19 protein-coding genes are annotated in these 23,391 nt (G+C 67.6%); 13 read left to right on the forward strand and 6 right to left on the reverse strand.

What is annotated here, in order from left to right; genetic code table 11:
* The first annotated feature begins 61 nt into the window (after positions 1-61).
* Together RIF23_RS01695 and RIF23_RS01700 are read left to right on the forward strand one after the other, a co-directional pair.
* Complete coding sequence (locus tag RIF23_RS01695; RefSeq protein WP_310911207.1) at positions 62-1,690, forward strand: PucR family transcriptional regulator; 1,629 nt, start codon at positions 62-64, stop codon at positions 1,688-1,690.
* Positions 1,691-1,699: 9 nt separating this feature from the next.
* On the forward strand, positions 1,700-2,956 hold the full coding sequence (locus RIF23_RS01700; protein WP_310910518.1) for an MFS transporter: 1,257 nt from the start codon (positions 1,700-1,702) through the stop codon (positions 2,954-2,956).
* Here RIF23_RS01700 and RIF23_RS01705 read toward each other — a convergent pair.
* Positions 2,856-3,629, reverse strand: a complete 774-nt coding sequence (locus tag RIF23_RS01705) for an ArsR/SmtB family transcription factor (protein WP_310910519.1) — start codon at positions 3,627-3,629, stop codon at positions 2,856-2,858. The genes RIF23_RS01700 and RIF23_RS01705 overlap by 101 nt on opposite strands.
* A 64-nt stretch (positions 3,630-3,693) precedes the next feature.
* Between RIF23_RS01705 and RIF23_RS01710 the strand changes: the two genes are divergently transcribed.
* Both RIF23_RS01710 and RIF23_RS01715 read left to right on the forward strand, forming a co-directional pair.
* A complete protein-coding gene (locus tag RIF23_RS01710) occupies positions 3,694-4,698 on the forward strand; it encodes a cytochrome P450 (RefSeq protein ID WP_310910521.1) in 1,005 nt (334 codons plus the stop codon).
* Positions 4,695-5,552, forward strand: a complete 858-nt coding sequence (locus RIF23_RS01715) for an isocitrate lyase/PEP mutase family protein (RefSeq protein ID WP_310910522.1) — start codon at positions 4,695-4,697, stop codon at positions 5,550-5,552. The genes RIF23_RS01710 and RIF23_RS01715 overlap by 4 nt, the downstream gene beginning before the upstream one ends.
* Positions 5,553-5,814: 262 nt before the next feature.
* Here the strand turns inward: RIF23_RS01715 and RIF23_RS01720 are convergent, their stop codons facing one another.
* Positions 5,815-6,339: an NUDIX hydrolase gene (locus tag RIF23_RS01720; protein WP_310910523.1), complete on the reverse strand. Its 525-nt coding sequence runs from the start codon at positions 6,337-6,339 to the stop codon at positions 5,815-5,817.
* Positions 6,340-6,473: 134 nt separating this feature from the next.
* Here RIF23_RS01720 and RIF23_RS01725 point away from each other — a divergent pair, with 134 nt between their 5' ends.
* On the forward strand, positions 6,474-8,030 hold the full coding sequence (locus tag RIF23_RS01725) for a serine/threonine protein kinase (protein WP_310910524.1): 1,557 nt from the start codon (positions 6,474-6,476) through the stop codon (positions 8,028-8,030).
* 229 nt (positions 8,031-8,259) lie between these two features.
* Here RIF23_RS01725 and RIF23_RS01730 read toward each other — a convergent pair whose 3' ends face one another.
* Positions 8,260-8,895: a flavin reductase family protein gene (locus tag RIF23_RS01730; protein WP_310911208.1), complete on the reverse strand. Its 636-nt coding sequence runs from the start codon at positions 8,893-8,895 to the stop codon at positions 8,260-8,262.
* A 34-nt stretch (positions 8,896-8,929) separates the two neighbouring features.
* Here RIF23_RS01730 and RIF23_RS01735 point away from each other — a divergent pair, with 34 nt between their 5' ends.
* Positions 8,930-9,868: a threonine ammonia-lyase gene (locus RIF23_RS01735; RefSeq protein ID WP_310910525.1), complete on the forward strand. Its 939-nt coding sequence runs from the start codon at positions 8,930-8,932 to the stop codon at positions 9,866-9,868.
* A gap of 201 nt (positions 9,869-10,069) precedes the next feature.
* Here the strand turns inward: RIF23_RS01735 and RIF23_RS01740 are convergent, their stop codons facing one another.
* Positions 10,070-10,972: a sucrase ferredoxin gene (locus tag RIF23_RS01740; RefSeq protein WP_310910526.1), complete on the reverse strand. Its 903-nt coding sequence runs from the start codon at positions 10,970-10,972 to the stop codon at positions 10,070-10,072.
* Positions 10,973-11,103: 131 nt separating this feature from the next.
* Here RIF23_RS01740 and RIF23_RS01745 point away from each other — a divergent pair, with 131 nt between their 5' ends.
* The 6 genes from RIF23_RS01745 to RIF23_RS01770 all read left to right on the forward strand — a co-directional run bounded on the left by RIF23_RS01745 (position 11,104) and on the right by RIF23_RS01770 (position 16,598).
* Entirely contained in the window at positions 11,104-11,325 is a 222-nt protein-coding gene (locus tag RIF23_RS01745) for a hypothetical protein (protein WP_310910527.1), read from the forward strand.
* A gap of 129 nt (positions 11,326-11,454) precedes the next feature.
* The gene (locus RIF23_RS01750) at positions 11,455-11,946 is read left to right on the forward strand and encodes a hypothetical protein (RefSeq protein WP_310910529.1); all 492 of its coding nucleotides are present in this window, start codon (positions 11,455-11,457) and stop codon (positions 11,944-11,946) included.
* Positions 11,947-12,033: 87 nt separating this feature from the next.
* On the forward strand, positions 12,034-13,035 hold the full coding sequence (locus RIF23_RS01755; protein WP_310910531.1) for a nitronate monooxygenase: 1,002 nt from the start codon (positions 12,034-12,036) through the stop codon (positions 13,033-13,035).
* A gap of 101 nt (positions 13,036-13,136) precedes the next feature.
* Positions 13,137-13,586 (forward strand): helix-turn-helix transcriptional regulator, encoded by a 450-nt coding sequence (locus tag RIF23_RS01760; protein WP_310910533.1) that lies wholly within the window; start codon positions 13,137-13,139, stop codon positions 13,584-13,586.
* Positions 13,587-13,591: 5 nt separating this feature from the next.
* Positions 13,592-14,005: a VOC family protein gene (locus RIF23_RS01765; protein ID WP_310910534.1), complete on the forward strand. Its 414-nt coding sequence runs from the start codon at positions 13,592-13,594 to the stop codon at positions 14,003-14,005.
* 190 nt (positions 14,006-14,195) lie between these two features.
* The gene (locus RIF23_RS01770; RefSeq protein WP_310910535.1) at positions 14,196-16,598 is read left to right on the forward strand and encodes an excinuclease ABC subunit UvrA; all 2,403 of its coding nucleotides are present in this window, start codon (positions 14,196-14,198) and stop codon (positions 16,596-16,598) included.
* Between the two features lie 95 nt (positions 16,599-16,693).
* Here RIF23_RS01770 and RIF23_RS01775 read toward each other — a convergent pair whose 3' ends face one another.
* Positions 16,694-17,170, reverse strand: coding sequence for a hypothetical protein (locus tag RIF23_RS01775; RefSeq protein WP_310910536.1), 477 nt, complete (start codon positions 17,168-17,170; stop codon positions 16,694-16,696).
* Here RIF23_RS01775 and RIF23_RS01780 point away from each other — a divergent pair.
* The gene (locus RIF23_RS01780; RefSeq protein WP_407659353.1) at positions 17,141-22,279 is read left to right on the forward strand and encodes an SDR family NAD(P)-dependent oxidoreductase; all 5,139 of its coding nucleotides are present in this window, start codon (positions 17,141-17,143) and stop codon (positions 22,277-22,279) included. The two genes, RIF23_RS01775 and RIF23_RS01780, sit on opposite strands and share 30 nt — an antisense overlap.
* Before the next feature lie 60 nt (positions 22,280-22,339).
* Here the strand turns inward: RIF23_RS01780 and RIF23_RS01785 are convergent, their stop codons facing one another.
* Positions 22,340-23,317 carry an aldo/keto reductase gene (locus RIF23_RS01785; RefSeq protein ID WP_310910538.1) on the reverse strand — a complete coding sequence of 326 codons (978 nt, stop codon included), beginning with the start codon at positions 23,315-23,317 and terminating at the stop codon, positions 22,340-22,342.
* Between the last annotated feature and the right edge of the window lie 74 nt (positions 23,318-23,391).

Below are 23,391 nucleotides of genomic sequence, written 5' to 3' on the forward strand. Positions count from 1 at the left end.
TGTGGGTTACCGTTCACAGAACGACTCATCGGTCCAGCGGATGACCACACAGGGGGCAGCCATGGTGCTCAGCGAGCTCATCGCGATCTCGCGACTACGTCTGCGCCTGTTGACCGGTGCCGAACACGCGGGGCGTCGGGTGCGCTGGGTCTACACCACCGACCTGCCGCGTCCGCAGCGCTACCTCAACGGCGATGAGCTCGTTCTGACCGGCATGATGTGGCGAGAGAACCCTGCGGACTCACGCGAATTTGTCCGGGCCCTGTGTGAGGCCGGCGTTGCGGCCCTGGGGGCGGGAACAGCAATCGGTGAGATTCCCACCGATCTGGTGCAGGCCTGCGCCGAGCACGACCTGCCTCTGGTGGAGGTCCCCAGCGACGTCTCGTTCGCGACGGTGACCGAGGAGGCGCTGCATCTGCTGACCCGAGACCGAGCAGACGCAGCCACCCAGCACCGTGGACGCCACCGCCACCTGATGACGGAGCTTGCCGCGGGGGCAGAACTGCCGGAGGTGTTCGGCGCGGCCACGGCCGAAGCCGGGCTGCGTGCCTGGGTCGTGTCCAGCACCGGTCGCCTGGTGGCCGCTGGCCCGGACGAGGAGACCCGCCGCCTGGGCCCGGACCAAGAACAGCGCCGACTGCTGGCACGCAGCGCACTGCGCGGCGGCAGCGCCCAACGCAGCCAGTCCCTGCCCGCGACCGACACCGCACCCGAGCGCGTCGTCACCCTCACCCCGATTCGGACGAGGACGGCCCACCCCCTGACCGGATGGCTGCTGGTGTGTGACGGCCCCTGTGACGAGTGGAGCGAGGCGCATCGGGAAGCCGCCGCCGAACTGGCATCGTTGGTGATGTTGGCGCGGGGACGACTGGAGGAACGCGAGCTCCTGGCCGCCCAACACACCGAACGTCTGGCCTCCCTGCTGTCCGCACGTCGATTCGACCAGGCAGCGCAGGTCATCACCGCCGCCACGGAGGGACTGGCCGGATCCCAGGGCGGAGGAATGCCCCGGGAGCAGCCCCGCATCGCCCTCAGTGCCGAACTCAGCCCCCCAGCCACCCCCCCCGATCTGGCGCGGCGGATCCTCTCGGAACTGGTTCGCGAGTACCGCGGGGCCGTGGTGACCGGGGAGAACAACGACGCGCTGGCCCTGGTCCCCGTTCCCGAACATGAGCAGGACTCACATCGAGCGGCCCAGCAGCTGCGGGCCCATCTGCGCGGGGCGGTCGAGGTACTGGAGGCCGGCCTGGCCGAGCGACGGTTCGCGCTCGGGGTGAGCTCGGTCGTTCACGGCATTCCCGACCTGCGTGGCGCCGCGGTGGAGGCGCGGCACGCGCGCCGACTGGCCGAGGTGCGCGACGGCCAGGCCCAGGTCATCGCCGGTGCTGAAATCGACTCCCACGAGCTGCTGCTCGCCTCGGTGCCCGAGGAGGTGCGCTCCTCGTACGCGGAGCGGCTGCTGGGGCCGATTCTGGCCTACGACGCCGAGCACCGTTCGGAGCTTGTGGACACCCTGGAGAGTTTCCTGGATCATTCCGGATCCTGGCAACGGTGCGCGGAAAGCTTGCACGTCCACGTCAACACCCTGCGGTACCGCGTTGGCCGAATCGAGGAGCTGATCGGGCGGGACCTGTCCCGGCTGGAACACCGGGTGGATGTATTCCTCGCGCTACGGCTGCGCGGACGCTGAGTGGCCACTATGACGCCCCCCACCGCCGGTGCTGCCCTACTCGGACGCAACTTTGTGCTGTTGCTGACCGCCACCGTCCTGACCTGCACCAATTTCGCTCCCCTGCTGTCGGTCCTGCCGCTGTGGTCAGCCCAGGCCGGTGCCGACACCAGTGGCCTGGGGAGCATCACCGGCACGATGATGGCTGCCACGGTCGGGGTGCAGACCCTCATGCCTTGGATCCTGAGGCGGTTCGGGCTTCGACTCGTGTTCGCCGTGGGTGCGCTCCTGCTGGGCCTGCCCACCCTTGCGTACTCCGTGAGTGCCGATCTGTCCTGGGTATTGGCCGTCTCGGTGGTGCGTGGGGCTGGATTCGGCATGGTCGTGGTCAGCGGCAGTGCCCTGGTCGCCACACTGGTCACCCCGGCCCGGCGGGGGACAGCAGTGGGACTCTACGGTATGGCCGTTGGAATCCCACACGTGCTGGCCCTGCCGCTGGGGGTGTGGTACGCCCAACATGCTGGGTTCCACGCCGTGTTCGTGGCCACCGGGGTGTTGTGTGCCGCCGCCGTACCACTTCTGGCGTTGATGACCAGCCCCGTCGGGATCCAACACACCTACCACCCCGAGACCGACACCCAGGTTGACGCCCCCGAGGTGCCCAGCTGGCCCGTGCGGGTGCTGGCCACGCCCTGGATCGTGATGCTGGCCTGCGCGTCGGCCACCGGCGGGGTGACGTCGTTCCTCGCCCTGGCCCAACCCGAGCTAGCGCCGGCCGCCCTGTTCCTGCTCTACCTGGGAGTGGTAGCAGGCCGGTGGGGTGGCGGAGTGTTGACCGATCGCACCGCGCCCGGACGACTGACCCTGCCCGGACTCACCGTGGCATGTCTGGGAATGGGTGGGCTGGCCCTAGCGGCGGGATCCGAGGCACACGCCTCCGTGGGCGTGGCTGTACTGACTCTGGCGGCCGCCACTCTGTACGGCACCGGTTTCGGTGTCGTACAGAACGACACCCTGGTGGTGATGTTCCACCGTGCGGGACCAGCGGGAACGGGATCGGCCAGTACCGTGTGGAACCTCGGTTACGACGCCGGCGTCGGTGCGGGTGCCCTCGTTGTGGGTATGGTGGCCTCCGGCCTGGGGATCTCCGGTGCCTTCGCGGTCAGCGCGCTGGCGATGGGCCTCATCACTCCTCTGGTATGGCGCGACGGCCGTCGGGATCCTCCTCCCAGGCCGCCGCGGCAATGTTCAACTCATGGGCCAGCGCGGCCTTGCCCTGCGCGGTGATGCGCGCCGCCCGCCCGGAGCCCACCCGTACCACCCAGCCCCGTTCGACCAGCTGCCGGTAGAGGCACGCGCCGGCCAGTCCGGCCAGGTGGCGTCGCCGCTCGGTCCAGTCCAGGCAGGCACGAGTCACCGGACGGCGGCGTGAGCGCAACTCGGCCTCGGCAACACCGAGCCGCTGGGTGAACCAGATCCACCCCTGGGGCGTGAGTGCCAGTGCCGCAGTGTCGTCCAGATGACCCGCGGCAATCAGGCCATCGGTCAGTACGACTCCCAGGCGCCCCGCCACGTGGTCAAAGCAGGTGCGTCCGCGGGCCAGCGCCCCGGCGGCGGTCACCGCCCGCAACGAACTCCGGCGGACCGACGCGGAATCCGCCCCGGAGCTTCTCGCGTCCTCTCCCGAGATGCGGGCCAACTCTTCGAGGAGGGCGGCGACGTGCGCCCCGGCCAGCTGCACGTACCGGTGTCGCCCCTGCCGGTGTTCGACCAGCAGGCCAGCGTCCACCAGTCGGTTCAGGTGCTCGCTCGCGGTGGAGGGTGCCACACCGGCATATGCGGCGAGCTCCCGCACCGTCCAGGCGCGTCCGTCCAACAGGGCCAGACACAGTGCGCAACGGGTGGTGTCGGCCAACAGGCCGGCCAGCCGCGCCAGCCGTCGCCCCGGTGGAGATGTCATGGTCCCCAGTCTGCCCCGCGACGTTTCGGCCGCCACCGAAATGTCGCAGTCCTAGCGTTGCCGCATGACATTTCATCCCCAGATCGTGCAGACCCATGCTGGCGTTCGGGCGGTCCTGAGCAGTCCTGAGTTCAGTGTCCCCGGCCCGAACGCGCCGACATCGCCCCGGGGACACTCCCAGGCGTTACTCCGGGACGTGGCCTGGCTCCGAAACCAGGTGTCCCGGTTCAGCGGACCGCAGGATCACCCACGTCGCCGCGCCCTTGGCGTTGCCGAACTCGATCGGATCCCCACCGGGGGACTACGTGCCGCGGCGCGTCGGTGCTGCGAACAACGACTGGCCGCGCGGGGAGCGGGGCCAGTCGAGGTCATGGGTGCGCTGGCGCGCCCCGTTCCACTCGACACCCTGGCCATGGCGCTCGGTGTCGGTGCGGGCCTAGCCGCGGACGTGGCGTGTGTGGCCCGCGTCTATCCACCCGCGGCCGAGGCCGATCCGGAGGCCGATGCGGCCGTTGAGCGCCTGGCCCGCAGGTGTGCCACCCCGGCGGTGGGGGAGCGGCCAGGACACATCGTCGGATCCGAGCTCTGCGCCGCGCGGATCGGACTCCTGGTGCAGGCCTGCGACGCCACTGCGGGATTGATCGGCAACGCCGTGATCGCCAGCGCACGCCACAGCCACACCGGTCCCCGGGCTCAGCTCCTGGCCGAGACTCTGCGTTACAGTCCTCCGGTACGTTCCACTCGTCGGGTGGCCACGGCGCACACGACGCTGGAGCACGGATCGATCGCGGCGGGTCGGGAGGTGCACCTTGACCTGGCGGCAGCGAATCGGGATGCGGCAGTGTACGCGCAGCCGCACCGTTTCGTACCGCAGCGTGCCGAGACCCAGCATCTGGCTTTCGGGTTCGGTCCCCGTGCATGTCCCGGTGCCCCCCATGCCATGGCGTTGGCCGCCGGAACCCTGGACGCGCTGGAGTCTCACCGGGTCGTGCCGGACCAGCCGACGGTGATCCACGAGCCCACGGGGCACCTTTGGATCCCGCAGCGGGTGGAGGTGGACCACCGATGATGCGAACCCGCCTCAGCCACACCCTGTATCGCCTGCATCGGGCGGGGGACCCGCTGCTGCTGCCCAACGCCTGGGATTTCTCCTCGGCGGCGGCACTGGCGGCCGCCGGGTTTCCTGCCGTGGGGACCACCAGCCTGGGGCTAGCCGCGGCGCACGGGTTCGTGGACGGCACGGGTGCCAGCCGCAGTCGGACTCTGGAACTCGCCGCGCAGCTAGGTGACCTGTCCGTTCCGGTAACCGTGGATATCGAGGCCGGGTTCAGCGACACCCCGGAGGGGGTGGCGAACCTGGTCGGCCACCTCGTTGATCTCGGCATCGCCGGGATCAACCTGGAGGACGGCCGGGATGGGGGAGTACTTGCGTCGACTGCCGAGCAGTGTTCCCGCATCCGTGCGGTCAAGGAGCGGGTTCCGGACGTTTTCGTCAACGCCCGCACAGACACCCGATGGCTGGAGGTGGAGCCCAGCCCTCACCTTGATGAGACCCGGAGGCGCATCCGTGCCTACGCCAATGCCGGTGCCGATGGGGTATTCGTCCCGGGAGTCCTCACCGCGGCGGAGATCGAGCAGCTTGCTGCGGCCGTTTCCGTTCCACTGAATGTGCTGTATGTCCCGGACTGGTACAGCCCGACACAGCTGGCTCAGCTGGGGGTGGCACGGATTAGTACCGGATCGTGGCTGTTTCGTGCGTCGCTTGCGGCGTTGCTCGCAGCCGCCAGCCGATTCCGGGGGGAGCAGGACGACACTGGGTGCCGCGTTCCCACCTACGGTGAGGTTCAGGCGCTGGTCGAGAGCTCGCATGGGGGAGCCATCTCGTGTCCGCAGCCGGATGCCGGCCCGGCGGAGGCGCCTTAGGCCGTGTGGTGTGGGCGGAGGTGGCGCGGATGTCGTCGCTCAGGCTGCCGGGGCCAGGGGACAGCCGTTCATGCGTTCGAGTTCACTGCGGATTCCGCGCAGGTCAGCGTTGGCTTGGCGGTGGGATTCCCCACGGGAAGCGGTGCGCGAACCGGGCGAGAACGCCGGAGAACTCTTCCGGCCAGGTTTCGAGGTCAAGGGCAGGCGCACACACGGTCACCCACCTTGTGGGTCCATAGTGCCGCACGCTGTCGTTGCAGTGCTAGTGGACCGAGGCCTTTCCGGGACTTGTGTCTCGGGTTGTGGCGGACGGCTCGTCCCGGACCACGTACTCGACGGTGCCACTGGTGCGGGCGCGTAGGGCGGCCGTCAGTCGGGGGGCGACGAGGGGGTGGACCAGGGTGCTCGCCTGGTCGGGGGAGACGAAGTCGTAGCCGTCGAGTTCTTCGGTCTGGAGGGTGATCCCAGTGTCCGGGGAAATGGTTCCACAGTCGAAAACCAAGGACAGGAAGGGTCGTGGGCGTTCCCCCCGTGGGCCATTCCACTGGCAGGCCAGAAATCTCCCGGCCGTCACGTCCAGACCGACCTCCTCGGCGACCTCCCGCTCGCAGGCTCGGTGGGGCGGTTCTCCGTGCTCGACAACCCCGCCGGGCAGGGTCCAGTGCTCCCGGTAGTTGGGGTCCACGATCAGTACCCGGCCATCGGGGGTCGTGATCAGTCCGGAGGCCGAGAGGTAGGCGGTGGGGAGCTGGGCGAACCATTCCGCGGCAGGGAGGGGCGCATTCATGGTTCGCACTCTAGTGCACCTCTATAAATCTACATTGTAAAGGTGGATGATTGGTAATCCATCTCCTCACCTCAGCCCCGCTCCACATTAGCTACGATCACAAGAGTGCCCGAAACAGTCTGCGGAGGTACGGAGTGGAGTCCCTGGCGAGTGGTGACCCGGAGCGCATCGGGCGCTACCGTCTGATCGGCCGGCTCGGATCCGGCGGGATGGGACGGGTCTACTTCGGACGCTCGGCGGCTGGCCGCCCGGTGGCGGTCAAGCGGATCCATGCGCACATGGCCGCTGACCCAGCGTTCCGTGAACGTTTCGCCCGGGAGGTCGCCGCGGCACGCCAGGTCAGCGGGGCTTTCACCGCCCCGGTGATCGACGCGGATACCGAAGGCGAGATTCCCTGGCTCGTAACGTCCTATGTCCCGTCTCTACCGCTGGACACAGCGGTACGCCAGCATGGGCCCCTGCCGGAGTCCACAGTCCGGGTGCTAGCCGTGGGGCTGGCGGAGGCACTCACCGAGATCCACCGGTGCGGGTTGATCCATCGGGATCTCAAACCGGGAAACGTGCTTCTCGCCGAGGACGGCCCACGTGTGATCGACTTCGGGATCGCTCGCGCCAGTGAGGGGACCGCCGCCACCCAGTCCGTCATCGGCACTCCCGGGTTCATGTCGCCGCAGCAGGTGAACGGAGAGCCGTTGACGGCCCGAAGCGACATGTTCTCCCTGGGAGCGGTGCTCGTCTACGCGGCTGCTGGTGTTGGGCCCTTCGGGGAGGGCGCGATGCCCACCATGGTCATGCGCATTATGAACAACCCTCCGGACCTCAGTTCGGTTCCGCCCTCGCTGCACGGGATCGTGGCCGCATGCCTGGCCAAGGAGGAAAACGTGCGTCCCGATCCGGGACAGCTGCTCGACACGATCGGGGATGTGCCCGCCAGCGGATCCTGGCTTCCACCCGCGGTAATGCAAGGTGTGCAACACCAGACCCGTCAGATCAATGCGGCACTGGCCCAGACCACAGACGCATCGGTGGCCACCGCGGTTGCGCCCGGCGCGGGTGACGAGGCCCAAACCTTCGCCTTCGAGGCATCGCCCCAACCGGATCCGCCTCGCCCCACTCAGGCAATGCCACCCACCGCACAGGCGGATACCGAGGTAGCGGGGGGTGATCCCGCCTATGCGCATCTCTACCGCGGACGTCCGGCGCAGCCGCAGCATCCGGCGGACACGCCCCAACGCACCGACGAACGGGAACACGCCGAGCGGGAGCGGCGCCGACGCGAGGAGGAGCGTGCACACCGACGGCGCCTCGACGCCGAACGCAATGCCACACGTCAGGCCCACCGCCGGGCCCGCAAGGCCAGCCAGCCCAGTCTGTGGACGTTCGCCGCGGTCTTCCCGCTGTTGATCATCCCGTTGGTCCAGATCCCGCTGGGCGTTGCCGCTGCCTACGGCTGGGCCTGGTTCAGTGCCAGTGACATGTACTGGGGCACACCCTGGTACTACGTCGGTGTTTTCGCCTGGCCGGAGGGCCTGCTGCATGCAACCATGCTGGGCTATTTCCTGTTCAACAACTTGATCGGGCTGAGCTGGCTGTTTCAGTCACTACGCAGCAGCTTCGTCGTGGGGGTGGTGCTGGCGCTGTTGGTGATCCTCACAACGAACGCGGCACTGGTGCACTTCGGTTTCTGGTGAGTAGTGGGCCGTATCCGATTCGGGTCGTGGTTCGGCCTCCCACTACGACCCTACGACCGGCACGGTTGCTCCGCCTGGTGGCGACCGGAGTGATCGCCGGATCGGGAACATCCGCACGGGGATTCTGTGATCTGTGCCGGTTTGTGGCTGAGATTGGGGCCGTTGCGGCCGTTATCAGGACCGGAACACGACCGGAGTGCTGTTGGAACGCACCGAGACGGCATTGCTCCTACACAGAGGTGGTCGGGTGCTGCGGGGTGTGCCATGCGGGCCAGTCCGAGTAGCGAATCCGGTCCAGGCTGGTGACTTCGCCGATTGTGCCCCACTCGTTCTTGCCGAGTCGGGACACCGGCCGCAGACGCGTGATCTCCGGTAGACCATCGACGAGGGTCTCCTCGGCGACCGCGATGTGTACGACCTCCCCCAGCACAACCGTGGAGTCGCCCAAGGGGACGGTGGAGTGCAGCCGGCACTCCAGTGCGGATGGGGAGGCCGCCACCCGCGGCGGCGTCACCACCGTACTGGACTCGGGAGTCAGGCCGGCTGCGGTGAACTCGTCCATGTCGGCCGGAAAGTCGGTGGCGGTGGCGTTGATCTCCTCCTGGAGGTCGGTAGGGGCGAAATTCACCACGAACTCGCCGGTTTCCTCGGCGTTGCGCAACGAGTCCTTACGCCCCACCGAGGTGAACTGCACGATCGGTGGCTGGGCACAGGCAACGGTGAAGAAGGAGTGCGGCGCCAGGTTGGGAACCCCACGTGGGGAGACTGTCGAGATCCAGGCGATGGGCCGGGGAACGACGAGCGACGTCAACAACTGGTAGATCCGCCGTCCGGGCAGCTCGGCAGGAACGAAGTCGGTACGCATCATTTCCAAGGATAGGTGCGGCATACTGGGGAGCGTGCGCTTGGTCAGCCTGGAGGACGTGCGTGTCGCAGCCGAACGTATCCAGGGGAGGGTGACGCACACGCCGCTCGTGGCCGGTCCCCCCGGACCGGTCGAATTGATGCTCAAACCCGAGAGCCTCCAGCCGGTCGGGTCCTTCAAGTTGCGCGGCGCCACCAACGCGCTCGCTCGGCTCAGCCCTCGGCAGCGTCAGCTGGGGGTGGTCACCCATTCCTCGGGCAACCATGGCCGTGCCCTGGCTCAGGCCGCCCGGACGGTGGATGCGCGCTGCGTTGTGGTGGTTCCGCAGGGAGCGGCCGAGGTCAAGGTGGCCGCGATCCGTGCGGCGGGAGCCGAGGTTGTGGTGGTTCCGCCAGCAGACCGCCTGCACCGTGCCCGCCAGATCGCCGAGTCCTCCGGGATGGCACTCGTGCCGCCGTTCGACCACCCGGACATCATCGCGGGTCAGGGCACGGTGGGGTGGGAGATCGCCAGTCAGGCCCCCGATGTGGAGGTCGTGGTGGTGCCGGTAGGTGGGGGTGGCCTGGCCGCCGGGACAGCGACCGCCCTGCGGAGCATGCGCCCCGAGGTCACGGTGGTTGGGGTGGAGCCGGAGCTGGCCGGTGACGCCGCGCAGAGTCTGGCCACGGGCCGGTTGACTGTCTGGCCGCCCGGACACACCGGCCGCACGGTTGCGGATGGTCTGCGAACGGGACTCTCCGAGCTGACCTTTGCCCACCTGTGCGAGCGCCTGGACGATATCGTCACGGTTCGTGAGGACGAGATCCGAACTGCCGTGCGCCGACTGGCCACGGAGGCCCGGCTGGTCGCCGAACCCAGCGGGGCCGTGGCCACAGCCGCCGTTCTGGGGGAACGCACCCCGCCAGGGCGTACCGTCGCCGTGGTTTCCGGGGGCAACGTGGATCTCTCGCTGCTGCGTGAGGTGCTGGCCTGAGTGGTGAGCTGTGATGCCGACGGTCGGCCGGGCCTCCAGCGCGATTTCATCGAGTCGTCGTGTTCGGGGCACACAGTGCCGACACCCTATCGCCGCGTGCAGTGCGGGGCCTGTGCCGGGCCCGAGGGGCTGCCGCCGGCCGTTGTCCACATCGATCCCGCATCCCAGTCGGGAATCCGATCCACGGTGTGGGCAGTGGGGCTACACGGGGCGCAGCGTCACGTCCGCAACGGGTTCCACTGCTGCGCAGGAGGGCATCCGTGGCTGGGTGGGTTCCGTGCGCAGCCGCACCGTGTGTTCCGTTGCGTCCGCGCGTAGGGTCACCACATGCCCCTCACTGGTGGTCTCCCAGCACAGTGGCTGCACCGCATCCAGGGCATCGATTCCCAGACGGGAGCGCAGGGCCGCCTCGGCGGCCTGCACTTCGGGGCGGTCGGCACAGCGGCCGCGAAGGTGTCGCACATCCAGGCGGCCCGAGGCGAACTTCTCGGTGACCCGCAGGGCTGCGGGCGGGTCGAGCCGGCCGAAGTACAGTCCATGCGGAAGTGTCACCAGGTTTCCAGCGAACCGGTGTCCGCCTACGTGCGAGGTTTCCCACACCTGTCGTCCGGCGGCTGCCAGCGCTTCGGCCACCGGCCGGCCCAACATCGCGCAGCAGGCGTCCTTCTTGGCGTGCGTGCACACCAGGTGTATCGGCTCCGGTTCCTGGGTGCCCACGCCAGGTGGCTCGGGACGCAGGACCGCGGGCAGGTCCAGGTCGAGGAGGGCACGCGGCTCCGCCAGGTCCAGGCGCCGCAGCCAGGGCCCGTCCCGGCCGGAGTGGGCGAGGTAGGCCGTCCGTGGCCCCCCATTGGGCCGTGAACGTCCGTCGGGACGACGAATCAACTGGGCACGGATGGGCAACTCCGTGCTGAGCTCCGCAAGGCGCGTGGCCACCGCCGGATCCAGCACGCTGTCGGCCAGTGCGTTGGCACCCCAGGTTCCGGGGTGTTCCAGCAGAATCCAGCCCGTGGCGTGCGCTGCGGTGCCGGCGATCGGTTCGTTCAGATAGCGTCCGATCGCCGCGCAACCCCGCGTTCCGTCCGGTGCGGAGGGCAGCCGCACAGTGTCCTCCCTGCTGTGGATGATGGGCCGGGTATCCAGCCTGCCAGGTCGTCGTGGGCTACTCGTCCCCGTGGTGTTGTGCGTCCCCGCTCCCCACGGGTAGCTTCGCCGCGAGGAAACGGAGTCGCGTCATGGCCACGGCCGATCGACGAGAACACATCATTTACTACACGATCTACAGCGTCGTTGCGCTCTTGGGGCTCACCCTGCTGCTGGTGTTTGGCGGCGATCCGCCGGGACCGGCGGGGTGGCTGTTTCTGGGTGCGGCCGCCGTTTCTGCCCTGGTGTACTCGCTGACTGGCGTCAATGTCTTGGGCCGGGGTGGATCCTCGGGCGGGGGTGGGGCGCCGTAACAGCCGGGAGCCACGCCACGGCACGTGTTCCAGGCAGGCGTCAGCGGTTAGCCTGGTCTCCGCGGTGCGGAGCGATCCGGCAACGATCCGGCACAGTGCACCGAATGCACATCGACGCGGGAGGCCACGGTGAGAGACACATTCGACCGGGCAGCGCTGCGCGATCTCGCCGCTACGTACGCACCGCGCACGGTCCGGCCCCTGGAATTGTGGGAGGCCAGTGGCATGCTGCTCAAGGCCTACGCCCTCACGGCCTCCGGGGACGAGGTGGATGAGGCGCTGGTGGAGCGTGCGCACGATTTGACGGTAGCCCAGACGCGCACGGACGTGGCGGTGGGCGCCCTGGGCCTGGGAACGGTGATCGTGCACCGCGGTGCCGACGGCGACTATGTGGTCCTGTTGAACTGGGTCGAAGGCTTCATGTCCCGAACGACGATCTTCGTCGGGCCGCGGGGCCAGCCGGCACGACTCCGTCCGGCTCCGGCCGGCCTGTCTCCCTGCGTGTGGGAACTTGCGGTGCTCGGTCATGAGCGCGCCGCGTTTCGGCGTCTGTTGCAGGCCGCCGACCAGGAGGCTGGAATCATGGTGTGGCGGGACGACACGGTTGAAGGTGAGGTTTGACTCCTCGCCGTCGTCGTGCTGGCGATGAGACGGAACACACCGGAACCATCGCATTCTCTGGGGAGCGCGTGGCCGGAGGACGGGTAGATGCTCACGGAACTGCACAGACCGATCGTGGCGGCTCCCATGGCGGGTGGTGTGAGTACGCCCGCACTGGCTGCGGCCACGGCTTCCGGCGGTGGCTTGGGTTTTCTGGCAGGTGGGTATCGCACTGTTGCGGCGATGGCCCAGCAGATCCAGCAGCTGCGTGCGCTCACCAGCGCCCCTTTCGGCGTGAACCTGTTCGTGCCCGGCCGTGACACGGCACAGCCCGCCCCGGTTGCTGCCTACCGAGACCGGATCGCGCCCGAGGCGCACCGCCTGGGTGTGGAGCCGGGGCCGGCCGAGTGGCACGATGACGACTACTCCGCCAAGGTCGCCCACCTTGCCGCAGATCCGGTCGCCGTGGTGAGTTTCACGTTCGGCTTGCCCACGCCGCAGCAGCGGCGTCAGCTGCGGCGGGCGGGGAGCCTGTTGATGGCGACCGTGACCAGCACGGCCGAGGCCCGGTTGGCTGCGGAGGCAGGTATGGACGCGTTGTGCGTGCAGGGGACCGAAGCTGGCGGACACCAGGGATCCTTCGACGATGTCCACGAGCGGACCACACCCTTGGTGGATCTGCTGGGTGCGGTGCGGGCCGAGGTGAACCTGCCTTTGGTGGCCGCGGGGGGCATCGCCGACGCGGCCGCGGCCCGCCTGGCCCTGCGTGCCGGTGCGGCGGCGGTGCAGGTGGGTACCGTGCTGCTGCGGTGCCCGGAAAGCGGCGCCAGCGCCACACACCGGGCTGCGCTGGCCGATCCGCGCTTCACCCGGACGCGGGTGACCCGGGCGTTCAGCGGGCGCCGCGCCCGAGGGCTGGAGAACCGTTTCCTGGTCGAGCAGGACGCCGCGGCACCTGCGGCCTACCCGCAGGTGCACTACCTCACCGGACCCCTGCGCGCCGCGGCAGCCCGCAGGGGTGAGGCTGAGGCACTTCACCTGTGGGCTGGCACCGGATGGCGGTCCGCCAGCGAACGTCCCGCCGCGGAGGTGGTCGCCCAACTCGGGTAGCCACCAGGGGCACAGCGGGGCGGGGCTGCTCCGGGCAGGCACTCAGTTCTGTGGACTCCAGAATGCTGGGAAATGCTGGGACGACATGGCACGATAGACAGGTGACCAGCAGATCCGGGGCGCGGCCGCAGCTGAGTGACCTGGTGCGGCTACGCCGTGTTCGGGATCGTATCGACCGGGAGTACGATCGTCCCCTGGATGTGACGGCGTTGGCGCGTGGCGTGCACATGTCGGCGGGGCACCTTAGCCGCCAGTTTCGCCTGGCCTATGGCGAGTCGCCGTACAGCTACCTCATGACCCGACGTATCGAGCGGGCGATGGCCCTGCTGTGGCGCGGTGACCTCAGCGTCACCGAGGTCTGCTTCGCGGTCGGCTGCGCCTCGCTGGGCACCTTCAGCAGTCGATTTACCGAGCTGGTCGGTGTTGCGCCCAGTATCTACCGGCGTCGAGCTTCGGGGGCGGCCGTGGGGATACCACCGTGCGTGGCAAAACGGGTGACGCGACCGATCAGGAATCGAGAAGCCTCCCAGGCTCGGCTACAACTAGCGTGATCAGCATGGATATCACTATTCACACCAGCTTCCTGCCGCACACCGACCCGGAGGCATCCCTGGCCTTCTATCGGGATGCGCTTGGCTTCGAGGTTCGGGGCGATGTCGGTTCCGGTGAGACGCGTTGGATCACGGTCGGTCCTCCCGGACAGCCGGATACCGCGATCGTGTTGGAGCCTCCGGTGGTACCGGGGGCGGGAATCACCGACGAGGAGCGCCGTGTCATTACCGAGATGATGGCCAAGGGCACCTACGCGAGCATCAATCTCGCCACTCCCGATGTGGACAGCACATTCGAACACCTTCAGGCGAGTGGCGCCGAGGTGGTCCAGGAGCCCACCGACCAGCCCTGGGGAGCCCGCGACTGCGCCTTCCGGGATCCGGCGGGATCCATGGTCCGCATCATCGAACGGAGCTGAGGCCAGCTCTGGGAGCCGGCGCATCCGACCAGGGTCGAATCCCGGCGGCGTGTCCGCGGAGCCGGTGGGGAGGGCGTCCGCTTGGGCTCGAACCGGGCGGCTGCCCCGTTGGGCTGCCGGATTCGGGGCTGCGGGGCTGCCACACCACAGGACGATCAAGCCCATGGGTTGTGACCACCAGGGAGATGTAATGGGTACGGAGCAGCAACGGGAATGGCCCACGTCCGCGGTGCACGCTGCCGACCGTCACGACCTCATCCGAGTGCGTGGTGCGCGGGAGAACAACCTGGGCGGGGTCAGTGTCGAGATTCCCAAGCGCCGGCTGACGGTGTTCACCGGGGTGTCCGGATCCGGGAAGAGTTCCTTGGTGTTCTCCACGATCGCCGCGGAGTCCCAGCGGATGATCAATGAGACCTACAGCGCGTTCCTCCAGGGGTTCATGCCGACCCTGGCCCGCCCCGACGTCGATGTTCTCGACGGCCTGACAACCGCGATTATCGTCGACCAGGAACGCATGGGTGCCGATCCACGCTCCACGGTCGGTACCGTCACCGACACCGGTGCGCTGCTGCGCATCCTGTTCAGTCGCCTGGGGCAGCCGCACATCGGCTCGCCCCAGGCTTTCTCATTCAACGTCGCCTCGGTGCGCGCCAGCGGTGCGGTCACCGTCGAGCGAGGTCCGGGAAAACCCAAGACCGAAAAGGCGACCTACACCCGGTTGGGGGGAATGTGCCCGCGCTGCGAGGGGCGTGGTGCGGTCACCGACTTCAATCTCGCCGCCATGGTGGACGACAGCAGGTCCCTACGCGAGGGGCCGTTCACGATACCGGGGTGGGGGGCAGAGGGCTGGTACGGCCGCATCTACCTCGGCTGCGGATTCTTCGACCCGGACAAGCCCATCCGTGAGTTCACCGAGTCCGAGATGCACGACCTCCTCTACCGGGAGCCCACCAAGATCAAGGTCGACGGCATCAACGTGACCTACGAAGGCATCATCCCGAAACTCCAGAAGTCGATGCTGGCCAAGGACCGGGAGGCGATGCAGCCGCACATTCGCGCCTTCGTGGACCGGGCCATCACTTTCACCACGTGCCCCGACTGTGACGGGACCCGGCTGTCCGAGGCGGCACGCTCCTCCAAGATCAACGGGATGAGTATCGCCGATGCCTGCGCGATGCAGATCAGCGACCTCGCGGTGTGGGTGCGTGATCTGGATGAGCCCGCATACGAGCCCCTCCTCGCGACACTGCGGCATACGCTCGACTCGTTCACCGAGATCGGCCTGGGTTATCTCTCCCTGGACCGGGCCGCAGGCACACTCTCCGGCGGTGAAGCCCAACGGACCAAGATGGTGCGCCATCTCGGATCGGCGCTGACCGACGTCACCTACGTCTTCGACGAGCCCACGATCGGCCTGCACCCCCACGACATCCAACGGATGAACGAGCTGCTGCTCCAGTTGCGCGACAAGGGCAACACCGTGCTCGTCGTGGAACACAAACCGGAGACGATCATGATCGCCGACCATGTGGTCGACCTCGGCCCCGGTGCCGGTGCCGAGGGGGGCACCGTGTGTTTCGCGGGGGACGTGGCCGGGCTGCGGTCCAGTGACACCGTCACCGGTCGGCATCTCGACGACCGGGCGGTGCTCAAGGACTCGGTGCGCCACGCGTCCACGGCGCTGGAGGTTCGTGGTGCGTCAACGCACAACCTGCGCCATGTTGACGTGGACATTCCGCTTGGGGTCCTGTGCGTGGTTACCGGTGTCGCGGGTTCCGGAAAGAGTTCTCTGATCCACGGCTCGGTGGCCGGCCGTGCGGGGGTGGTGGTGATCGATCAGGCCGCGATCCGGGGTTCCCGTCGGAGTAACCCCGCGACCTACACCGGGCTGCTCGACCCGATTCGCAAGGCCTTCGCGAAGGCCAACGGTGTGAAACCGGGGTTGTTCAGTGCGAACTCGGAGGGCGCCTGTCCCACCTGTAACGGTGCCGGGGTCGTCTACACCGATCTGGGCATCATGGCCAGTGTCGAGTCCACCTGCGAGGAGTGCGAGGGGGAGCGGTTCCAGGAGTCGGTGCTCGAGTACCGGCTCGAGGGCCGGAATATTGCCGAGGTGCTGGCGATGTCGGTCAGTGCGGCCGCGGAGTTCCACGCGGTGGGCGAGGCTCGCATACCCGCCGCGCAGCGGATTCTGAACCGCCTTGTTGATGTCGGGCTTGGATACCTGCGTCTGGGCCAGCCGCTCACCACCCTGTCCGGGGGCGAGCGGCAGCGCCTCAAGCTGGCCACCCACATGGCCGAAGGTGCCAGTGTCTACGTCCTGGACGAGCCCACGACGGGTCTGCACCTCGCCGATATCGACCAGCTGCTTGCCCTTCTCGACCGGCTGGTGGACGGGGGGACGTCAGTCGTCGTCATCGAACATCATCAGGCAGTGATGGCACACGCGGACTGGATCATTGACCTCGGTCCCGGAGCCGGCCATGACGGTGGCCGGGTTGTCTTCGAGGGCATCCCCGCCGATCTCGTTGCGCAGCGGTCCACGCACACGGGCGAGCACCTCGCCGCGTACGTGGCACGGTCGGGTGGCTGAGCCCACCGATCGCTGTGCTCCACAGTGTGGGGCGGTGGTGAGGAAACGGTTACACAGCTCCGGTGGTGGGAGCCGTGGCCCATCGGGTGCCCGGTTCATCCATGTGGAAGCTCACCCACGATGGCATACACGGAGGCGACGTCTTCCTCCGGCCACACGACAATGATCTCGCGCTCGGTACGATGTTCGATTCCAGCGCCGGTGCACAGGACCATGCCGTCCACGGTGTCTTCGGTGATCTCGAAGCGTTCGCGCTCCTCTTCGTCCGGCGATCGGTTCATATCGTAAACGCCGATGTTTTCTCCGGAGCAGAACTCCTCCACACCGTCGGCGTCGGTGGTGAAGCTCGCCCGGTACAGCGGAAGGTTCGCCCACCCATGGTCGGCGGTGACCTCCACGTCTTCGGCGTTCTCGGGGATGGTGAGCTCACTGAGGTCCTCGAAACCCTCGTAGACCTCCGCTTCCCCCTCGGGGAGTGGTACACGGCCCCGAAGTTCTCGCGTTGCCTTGGCCACACCGGCGCCGCGGCGGGTATGGCGGGGATGATCAAGATGATCGAGGCGATCCGGCATGCGCATCTGCCGTGCACGTTGCATGTGGATGAGCCCACGCCGCATCTGGACTGGAGTCGTTCCGGGCTTGCGTTGTTGACGCGGGCTCGGGACTGGCCGGATATGGGCCGGCCCCGCCGGGCGGCGGTGTCAGCATTCGGCGTCAGTGGTACCAACGCCCACCTCGTCCTCGAACAAGCCCCCACCCCCGAGGCATCCCAAGATCCACGACCGGACTCTGTGCAGGGGGGTGAGACACAGTCCTGCTCGGCGATCCGAACGGAGACCGCGATCGAGGCAGAGATGGTTGTTGGGAAAGGAAGGACGCTGCCATGGCTCCTGTCAGCCCGCAGTTCTGCGGCACTACGTCGGCAGGCTCGCCAACTCGCGGATCGTATCGAGGCTGAGCCGGAGGTCGATCCGGTCGGCATCGCGTGGTCGCTGGCAACCCAGCGCACGCAGTTCCCGTATCGGGCCGCGATTGTGGACCGCGACCTCGCCGGCTTTCACAGCCAACTTACCAGTCTCGCCGAGAACCGTCCTGCCTCTGGCCTGGTAAACGGGCAGGCGAACGCATCCCGAGCGGCGGTGTTCGTGTTTGGGGGCCAGGGGGCGCAGTGGGTGGGGATGGGTGCCGGCCTCTTAGATTCCTCTGAGGTGTTCGCGGAGTGGATCGCGGCGTGTGAGAAGGCACTCGCCCCGTGGGTGGACTGGTCGGTGCGTGCGGTGCTGCGCGGGGAAAATCACGACAGTGACCTGCGACGTGTGGATGTAGTCCAACCAGTGTTGTGGGCAGTGATGGTGTCGCTGGCCGAGGTGTGGCGTTCCAGTGGAGTAGAGCCAGCCATGGTGGTAGGCCACTCCCAAGGCGAAATCGCCGCGGCCACCGTCGCCGGTGCCCTGTCCCTGGAGGACGCCGCCCTCGTGGTGGCCCGCCGTAGTCAGGCTATTGCCGCCAACGCCCCACCGGGCGCGATGGCGGCACTTGCCACCAACGCCGACCAGGTTCGCCCTCTGATCGACCCCGAGTCCGAAGTGGAGTTGGCGGCAGTCAACGGTCCCAACGCCACCGTGGTCGCGGGCCGTCTCGCTGCTGTGGAGGCCGTGGTGGACCAGTGCGCCCGGCTCGACGTACGCGCCAGCATCCTGCCCGTGGACTACGCCTCTCACACCGCGGCCATGGAACCACTACGCCCACACATCCGAAATGACTTGGCCGGAATCACCCCCCAGCCGCCCCGCGTTCCGATGTACTCCACTCTCACCGCCGACTGGGTAGTGCCCACCACCCCCCTTAACGCCGACTACTGGTACCGCAATCTCCGGTACCCGGTCCAGTTTCACAGCGCCACCAAGGCCCTGCTTGCCCACCAGCCCTCCGTGTTCCTCGACGTCAGTCCGCATCCCAGCCTGGGCCCAACCCTGATCGACACCCTCGCCGAGGCACCCTCTCCCAACAGCGTCGTGCTGCACACCCTGCACCGTGACGCGGGAGACGAGGCCACCCAACTCGCCATAGCCCTCGCCCGTGCCCACGTTCATGGCCTTACCGTCGATTGGCCTCAGCTGCTGCCCCCACCTTCCACCAGCCCCCCGGAACTGCCCACCTATCCCTTCGAACACCAGCACTTCTGGCTCTCAGCCACCCCCGATGGCATCGTCCCCACTTCCAACGATCCCGAAGCGTTGGACCATCCACTGCTGGACACTGCGGTCTCCTTGGCTGACCGGGACGGCTATGTGATAAGCGGACACATCAACCTGGACACTCACCCCTGGCTGGGCGACCACACCGCCCTGGGACAGACCCTGTTGCCGGGGACCGCGTTCGTGGACCTAGCGCTGTATGTTGGCCAGCGCATCGGACTCGGCACCGTTGCGGAACTGGTGATCCACACCCCCCTGCCGCTGGCCGAGGGGCAGACCAAGCGCTTGCAGGTCACGGTGGATGCCCCCGACCCGCAGGGGCGCCGGGAGCTGCGTGTGAGTTCCGCCGTTGCTGAAGCCGACCCCATAGAGCAACACGCCTGGGTCCAACACGTCACCGCAACGCTCGCCCCCGATGCCGTTGCGCGTCCGCAGCACACCACCACCGTGCCGCATCCCGAAGCCACGCCACTGTCCGTAACCGAGCTGTACACGCGGTTGGACGAGCTGGGCTACGGCTACGGCCCCGCATTTCAAGGCGTGACTCGTGCCTGGCAGCAGGAACGCGACCTGTATGCCGAGGTTGACCTGGGAGAGGAGCAACGCAGCGAGGCGGAGAACTACTGCCTTCATCCCGCCTTGCTCGATGCCGCGCAGCACGTCCTGGCGAGCCTGACGCCCGTTACGCGGCAGAGCCATGAGGAACGTGACGACACCCGGTTGCCCTTCAGCTGGAACGGGATCCGTCTGTATACCACCGGAGCCACCCAGGTGCGGGTGCATGTCCGTCCCGGTGGGGAAGGGCAGGCACGGCTTGAACTCAGCGATCCAACCGGAACACCGGTTGCGTCCATCGAGTCCCTCCAGCTCCGGCCGGCCCAACGTGACCAGCTCACCCGTGCCAATGCGGATCGCCTAGAGCTCTACCGCTTGGAGTGGCCCGTGCTGGAATACGCCCCCCAGGCCACGGCGACACACTGGACCGTACTCGGGCCGGACCATCTGGGCATCGCCGAGGCGCTCACCCGACAGGGGCATTCGGTTCAAACCCACGCTACTCTGGACGAAATTGCGGAACGTATGGACGCGGCCACGGCAGATGGTCACAGGGCTGCCGCGCCGCACGCGATGCTGGTACCGGTCGCCGTAGACGCAGGTACCACCGTTACAGCGACCCACACCGTTACCCAAGAGGTGCTATCTCTGCTGCAACGCTGGTTCAGCGATAGTCGCTTTGACGAGGTACCCGTGGTGGTGCTTACTCGGCGTGCCGTGTCCGTGGTCGACGGTGAGCCGGTCGCTGACCTCTCAGCGGCGGCCGTGTGGGGGCTGGTCCGTTCCATCCAGCGGGAGTACCCTCAGCGTTGTGTGCTGATGGATCTGGAGGATGCACCCAGCGCTGTTCGCCAGCTATCGACGACGCTCCTGGATCTCGACGAGCCCCAGCTGGCAGTGCGTGCGGGACAGTTGTATGCCCCACGATTGGCACGGATCCAGACTACTAACGATACCGAGCCAGTGACGTTGCCGCGAACCGGAACAGTCCTGGTGACCGGTGCAGGCGGAACCCTGGGGCAGAGCATAACCCACCATCTGGCCTCCCGATACGAGGTCTCGCACCTACTACTCCTGAGCCGCACCGGATCCTTGGATCCCCACGTGGAAGCGGAGTTGGTTGCGAACGGGACCAGTGTCGAATCCGTGGCCTGTGACGTAGCCGATCGAGAAGCCCTGCGTGCGGTCCTCGACGCTATCCCGACCCATCGCCCCCTTTCCGCGGTAATACACATTGCGGGAACACTCGACGACGCAACGGTCGGGGCACTGACCCCGCCGCAGATCGAGACTGTGCTACGTCCGAAGGTCGACGCGGCGATACACTTACACGAACTCACCCAGGGACACGACCTGGAGGCGTTTGTTCTGTTCTCCTCGGCTGCCGGCACCTTTGGGGGCGCGGGGCAAGCAAACTACGCTGCCGCAAACAGCTTCCTGGATGCGCTCGCCACCTACCGTCGAAAGCAAGGGTTGCCCGCGACGTCGCTGGCGTGGGGACTGTGGGAACGGCGTAGTCAGCTGACCGCCAAGGTGAACAACACTGATCTTCGACGCTATGCGCGCCTAGGTATGGCGGGTCCGGTGAGTACCGAGGGGGGCTTGGCCCTGTTCGATGCGGCACTGGCCGCCGACGAACCCCATATCCTTCCGGTTCCGCTGGATACGGCGGCGGTGCGTGCCCGCGCCAGGCGCAGCGGAAAGGTGGACCCGCTGTTTCGTGGTCTCATAGCGGCGCCCCGCCCGTTGGCGGCGGGCGAAGCTCGTACGGAGGATCCGAACTCCCTGGTGGACCTGCCCCTCGAGAAACGGTATTCGGTTCTGCTGGAGCTGGTGCGCGCTCGAACAGCCGAGATTCTCGGTCATTCCCAGCCGTCGGACATCACTACCGAGGATGCCTTCCTGGAGTTGGGCTTCGACTCGTTGACTGCGGTGGAACTGCGCAACCACCTGGCAATGGCCACCGGGCTGCACCTGCCGGCTGGGCTCGTTTTCCAATACACCACGCCAGCAGCGGTCGCTCAGCATCTCCAGGACCAGCTGTCGAGACTCTCGACAGGGCAGGAGGACTCCACCGAGGATGGGATCGGGGACGGAGCGAGCGGTGATGTGGGGGAAGCCCTGGTCACTCTGTTTGAACAGTGCTGCCACCAGGGCAAGATTGCCGAAGGGTTCCAGCTGGTCGAAGCTGCGGCCCAGGTACGCGCCAGCTTCGCCGTTCCCGTGGAGCTTGCGGAGCCACGGGATCCGGTGCGCCTATCTCAGCAGGCGGCCTCGTACCCGGTGCTGGTCTGTTTGCCGTCCTTGCTGATGATTTCGGGGGTTCAGGAGTACGCGCGCTTTTCTGCGGGAGTGACGGGGCTACGTGAGGTTGAGGTACTGCCGCATCCCGGCTTCGGCGCAGCGGAACCGTTGCCCAATAACGTAGAGGTGGTAGCGCGGCTGCACGCGGACACCATCGCGCACAGTGTCGGCGATCGGCCATTTGTTGTGGTGGGGCGATCCTCCGGCGGATGGCTGGCTCAGGAGGTCACCCAGCACCTGGAGCATCGCCGGCTGTTTCCGCAAGCGCTGGCCCTGTTGGACGCGCCCGCGCCAACGGACCGCACGCTCAACGCGACTGTCGAGACCGGAGTGGTCCAGCGGGCCGAGCTGTTGGGGATCATGGACAGCGTGCGGTTGACCGCGATGGGGGCGTATCTGCGGCTGTTTCGGGATTGGCAGCCGCAGCCCATCACGACCCCCACGGTGATTCTGCGTCCGCAGGAGCCCACCATCGACCGCGATGGCCAAGCTCTGGCTCCGTTCACCTGGGATCTGCCCCATACGGTACTGGAGGTGCCCGGGGATCACTTCAGCATGCTGGAGGGTGATGTGGATGTGGTCGCACGTCACCTGCACGACTGGCTGGCCGAACGCGGCTGGTAGGTGCGGCGGGGCGGGCGACCGCCCCGCCGGCGGGCTGTGCCGGTGCAGTGATTATCACGCTCACCAGCGGTGGTGGATCTCGGGGTGGATCAGTTCGGCATAGATGTCGCGCACCGCGGCGTGGACGTCGGCGCTCAGTGGCGCAAGCTCATCCGCGGCGGCGTTGGTGCGGGCCTGCTCGGCGTTGCGGGCTCCCGGGATCACGGTGCTGACCCCGGGCTGGTCCAGGATCCACCGCAGGGCGAACTGTGTCATCGTCATTGTCGGGGGCACCAGGGGGCGGAGCCGCTCCACGGCGGCCAGACCGGTCGCATAGTCCAGCCCGGAGAAGGTCTCGCCGCGGTCGAAGGCGGAACCGTCGCGGTTGAAGGTGCGGTGGTCGTCCGCACCGAAGCTGGTGTCGCGGGTGAGCTTGCCACTGAGGAGGCCGCTGGCGAGGGGAACGCGGGCGATGACGCCCACCCCGGCCTGACGGGCCTCGGGCAGCACCTGTTCTAGGGGCTTATGGCGAAACGCGTTGAGAATGATCTGCACACTGGCCACGCCGGGGCGCCGAATCGCCGCGAGAGCTTGGGTGCAGCTCTCCACACTCACCCCGTAGGACGCGATGCGCTGCTGTTCGACTTGGGTCTCCAGAGCGTCGAACACGGCGTCACTGGTGTAGACGGCGTCCGGAGGGCAGTGGAGTTGCACCAGGTCGATGGTGTCCACGCCGAGGTTGGAGCGGGACCGGTCGATCCAGTCGCGGAAATTCGCGGCCGTGTAGTTCTGGGGGTCTTGGGCGGCCCGCCGGCCGATCTTGGTGGCAACCACGAGGTCGGGGTGCTCGCGTCGTACCTGCCCCACCAGGCGCTCACTACGTCCGTCGCCGTAAACGTCGGCAGTGTCTATGAAGGTGATGCCGGCGTCGACGGCCGCGCGCAGCGCGGCCAGGGCGTCCTCCTCGGGGACCGTTCCCCAGGCTCCGCCGATCTGCCATGCGCCGAAGCCCACAGTGCTGACCTGTCGTCCGGTTGTGCCAAGCTCACGTGTCCGCATGCGGCCGATCCTAGGGGCGGGTATGGGGTGCGCGGAAAACGTGTGGGGCGCGTGCGAGCATAGTGCTCATGAGA

Origin of the sequence: Lipingzhangella rawalii, from assembly GCF_031628175.1 — a bacterium.
Classification (GTDB): Bacteria; Actinomycetota; Actinomycetes; order Streptosporangiales; family Streptosporangiaceae; genus Lipingzhangella_A; species Lipingzhangella_A rawalii.

Excerpts from the sequence above, each read along its gene's own strand:
- RIF23_RS01695 (WP_310911207.1), top strand. The coding sequence starts at position 62 with ATGGTGCTCAGCGAGCTCATCGCGATCTCGCGACTACGTCTGCGCCTG.
- RIF23_RS01700 (WP_310910518.1), top strand. The coding sequence starts at position 1,700 with ATGACGCCCCCCACCGCCGGTGCTGCCCTACTCGGACGCAACTTTGTG.
- RIF23_RS01705 (WP_310910519.1), bottom strand. The coding sequence starts at position 3,629 with ATGACATCTCCACCGGGGCGACGGCTGGCGCGGCTGGCCGGCCTGTTG.
- RIF23_RS01710 (WP_310910521.1), top strand. The coding sequence starts at position 3,694 with ATGACATTTCATCCCCAGATCGTGCAGACCCATGCTGGCGTTCGGGCG.
- RIF23_RS01715 (WP_310910522.1), top strand. The coding sequence starts at position 4,695 with ATGATGCGAACCCGCCTCAGCCACACCCTGTATCGCCTGCATCGGGCG.
- RIF23_RS01720 (WP_310910523.1), bottom strand. The coding sequence starts at position 6,339 with ATGAATGCGCCCCTCCCTGCCGCGGAATGGTTCGCCCAGCTCCCCACC.
- RIF23_RS01730 (WP_310911208.1), bottom strand. The coding sequence starts at position 8,895 with ATGCGTACCGACTTCGTTCCTGCCGAGCTGCCCGGACGGCGGATCTAC.
- RIF23_RS01745 (WP_310910527.1), top strand. The coding sequence starts at position 11,104 with ATGGCCACGGCCGATCGACGAGAACACATCATTTACTACACGATCTAC.
- RIF23_RS01755 (WP_310910531.1), top strand. The coding sequence starts at position 12,034 with ATGCTCACGGAACTGCACAGACCGATCGTGGCGGCTCCCATGGCGGGT.
- RIF23_RS01765 (WP_310910534.1), top strand. The coding sequence starts at position 13,592 with ATGGATATCACTATTCACACCAGCTTCCTGCCGCACACCGACCCGGAG.
- RIF23_RS01770 (WP_310910535.1), top strand. The coding sequence starts at position 14,196 with ATGGGTACGGAGCAGCAACGGGAATGGCCCACGTCCGCGGTGCACGCT.
- RIF23_RS01780 (WP_407659353.1), top strand. The coding sequence starts at position 17,141 with ATGATCAAGATGATCGAGGCGATCCGGCATGCGCATCTGCCGTGCACG.
- RIF23_RS01775 (WP_310910536.1), bottom strand. The coding sequence starts at position 17,170 with ATGCCGGATCGCCTCGATCATCTTGATCATCCCCGCCATACCCGCCGC.
- RIF23_RS01785 (WP_310910538.1), bottom strand. The coding sequence starts at position 23,317 with ATGCGGACACGTGAGCTTGGCACAACCGGACGACAGGTCAGCACTGTG.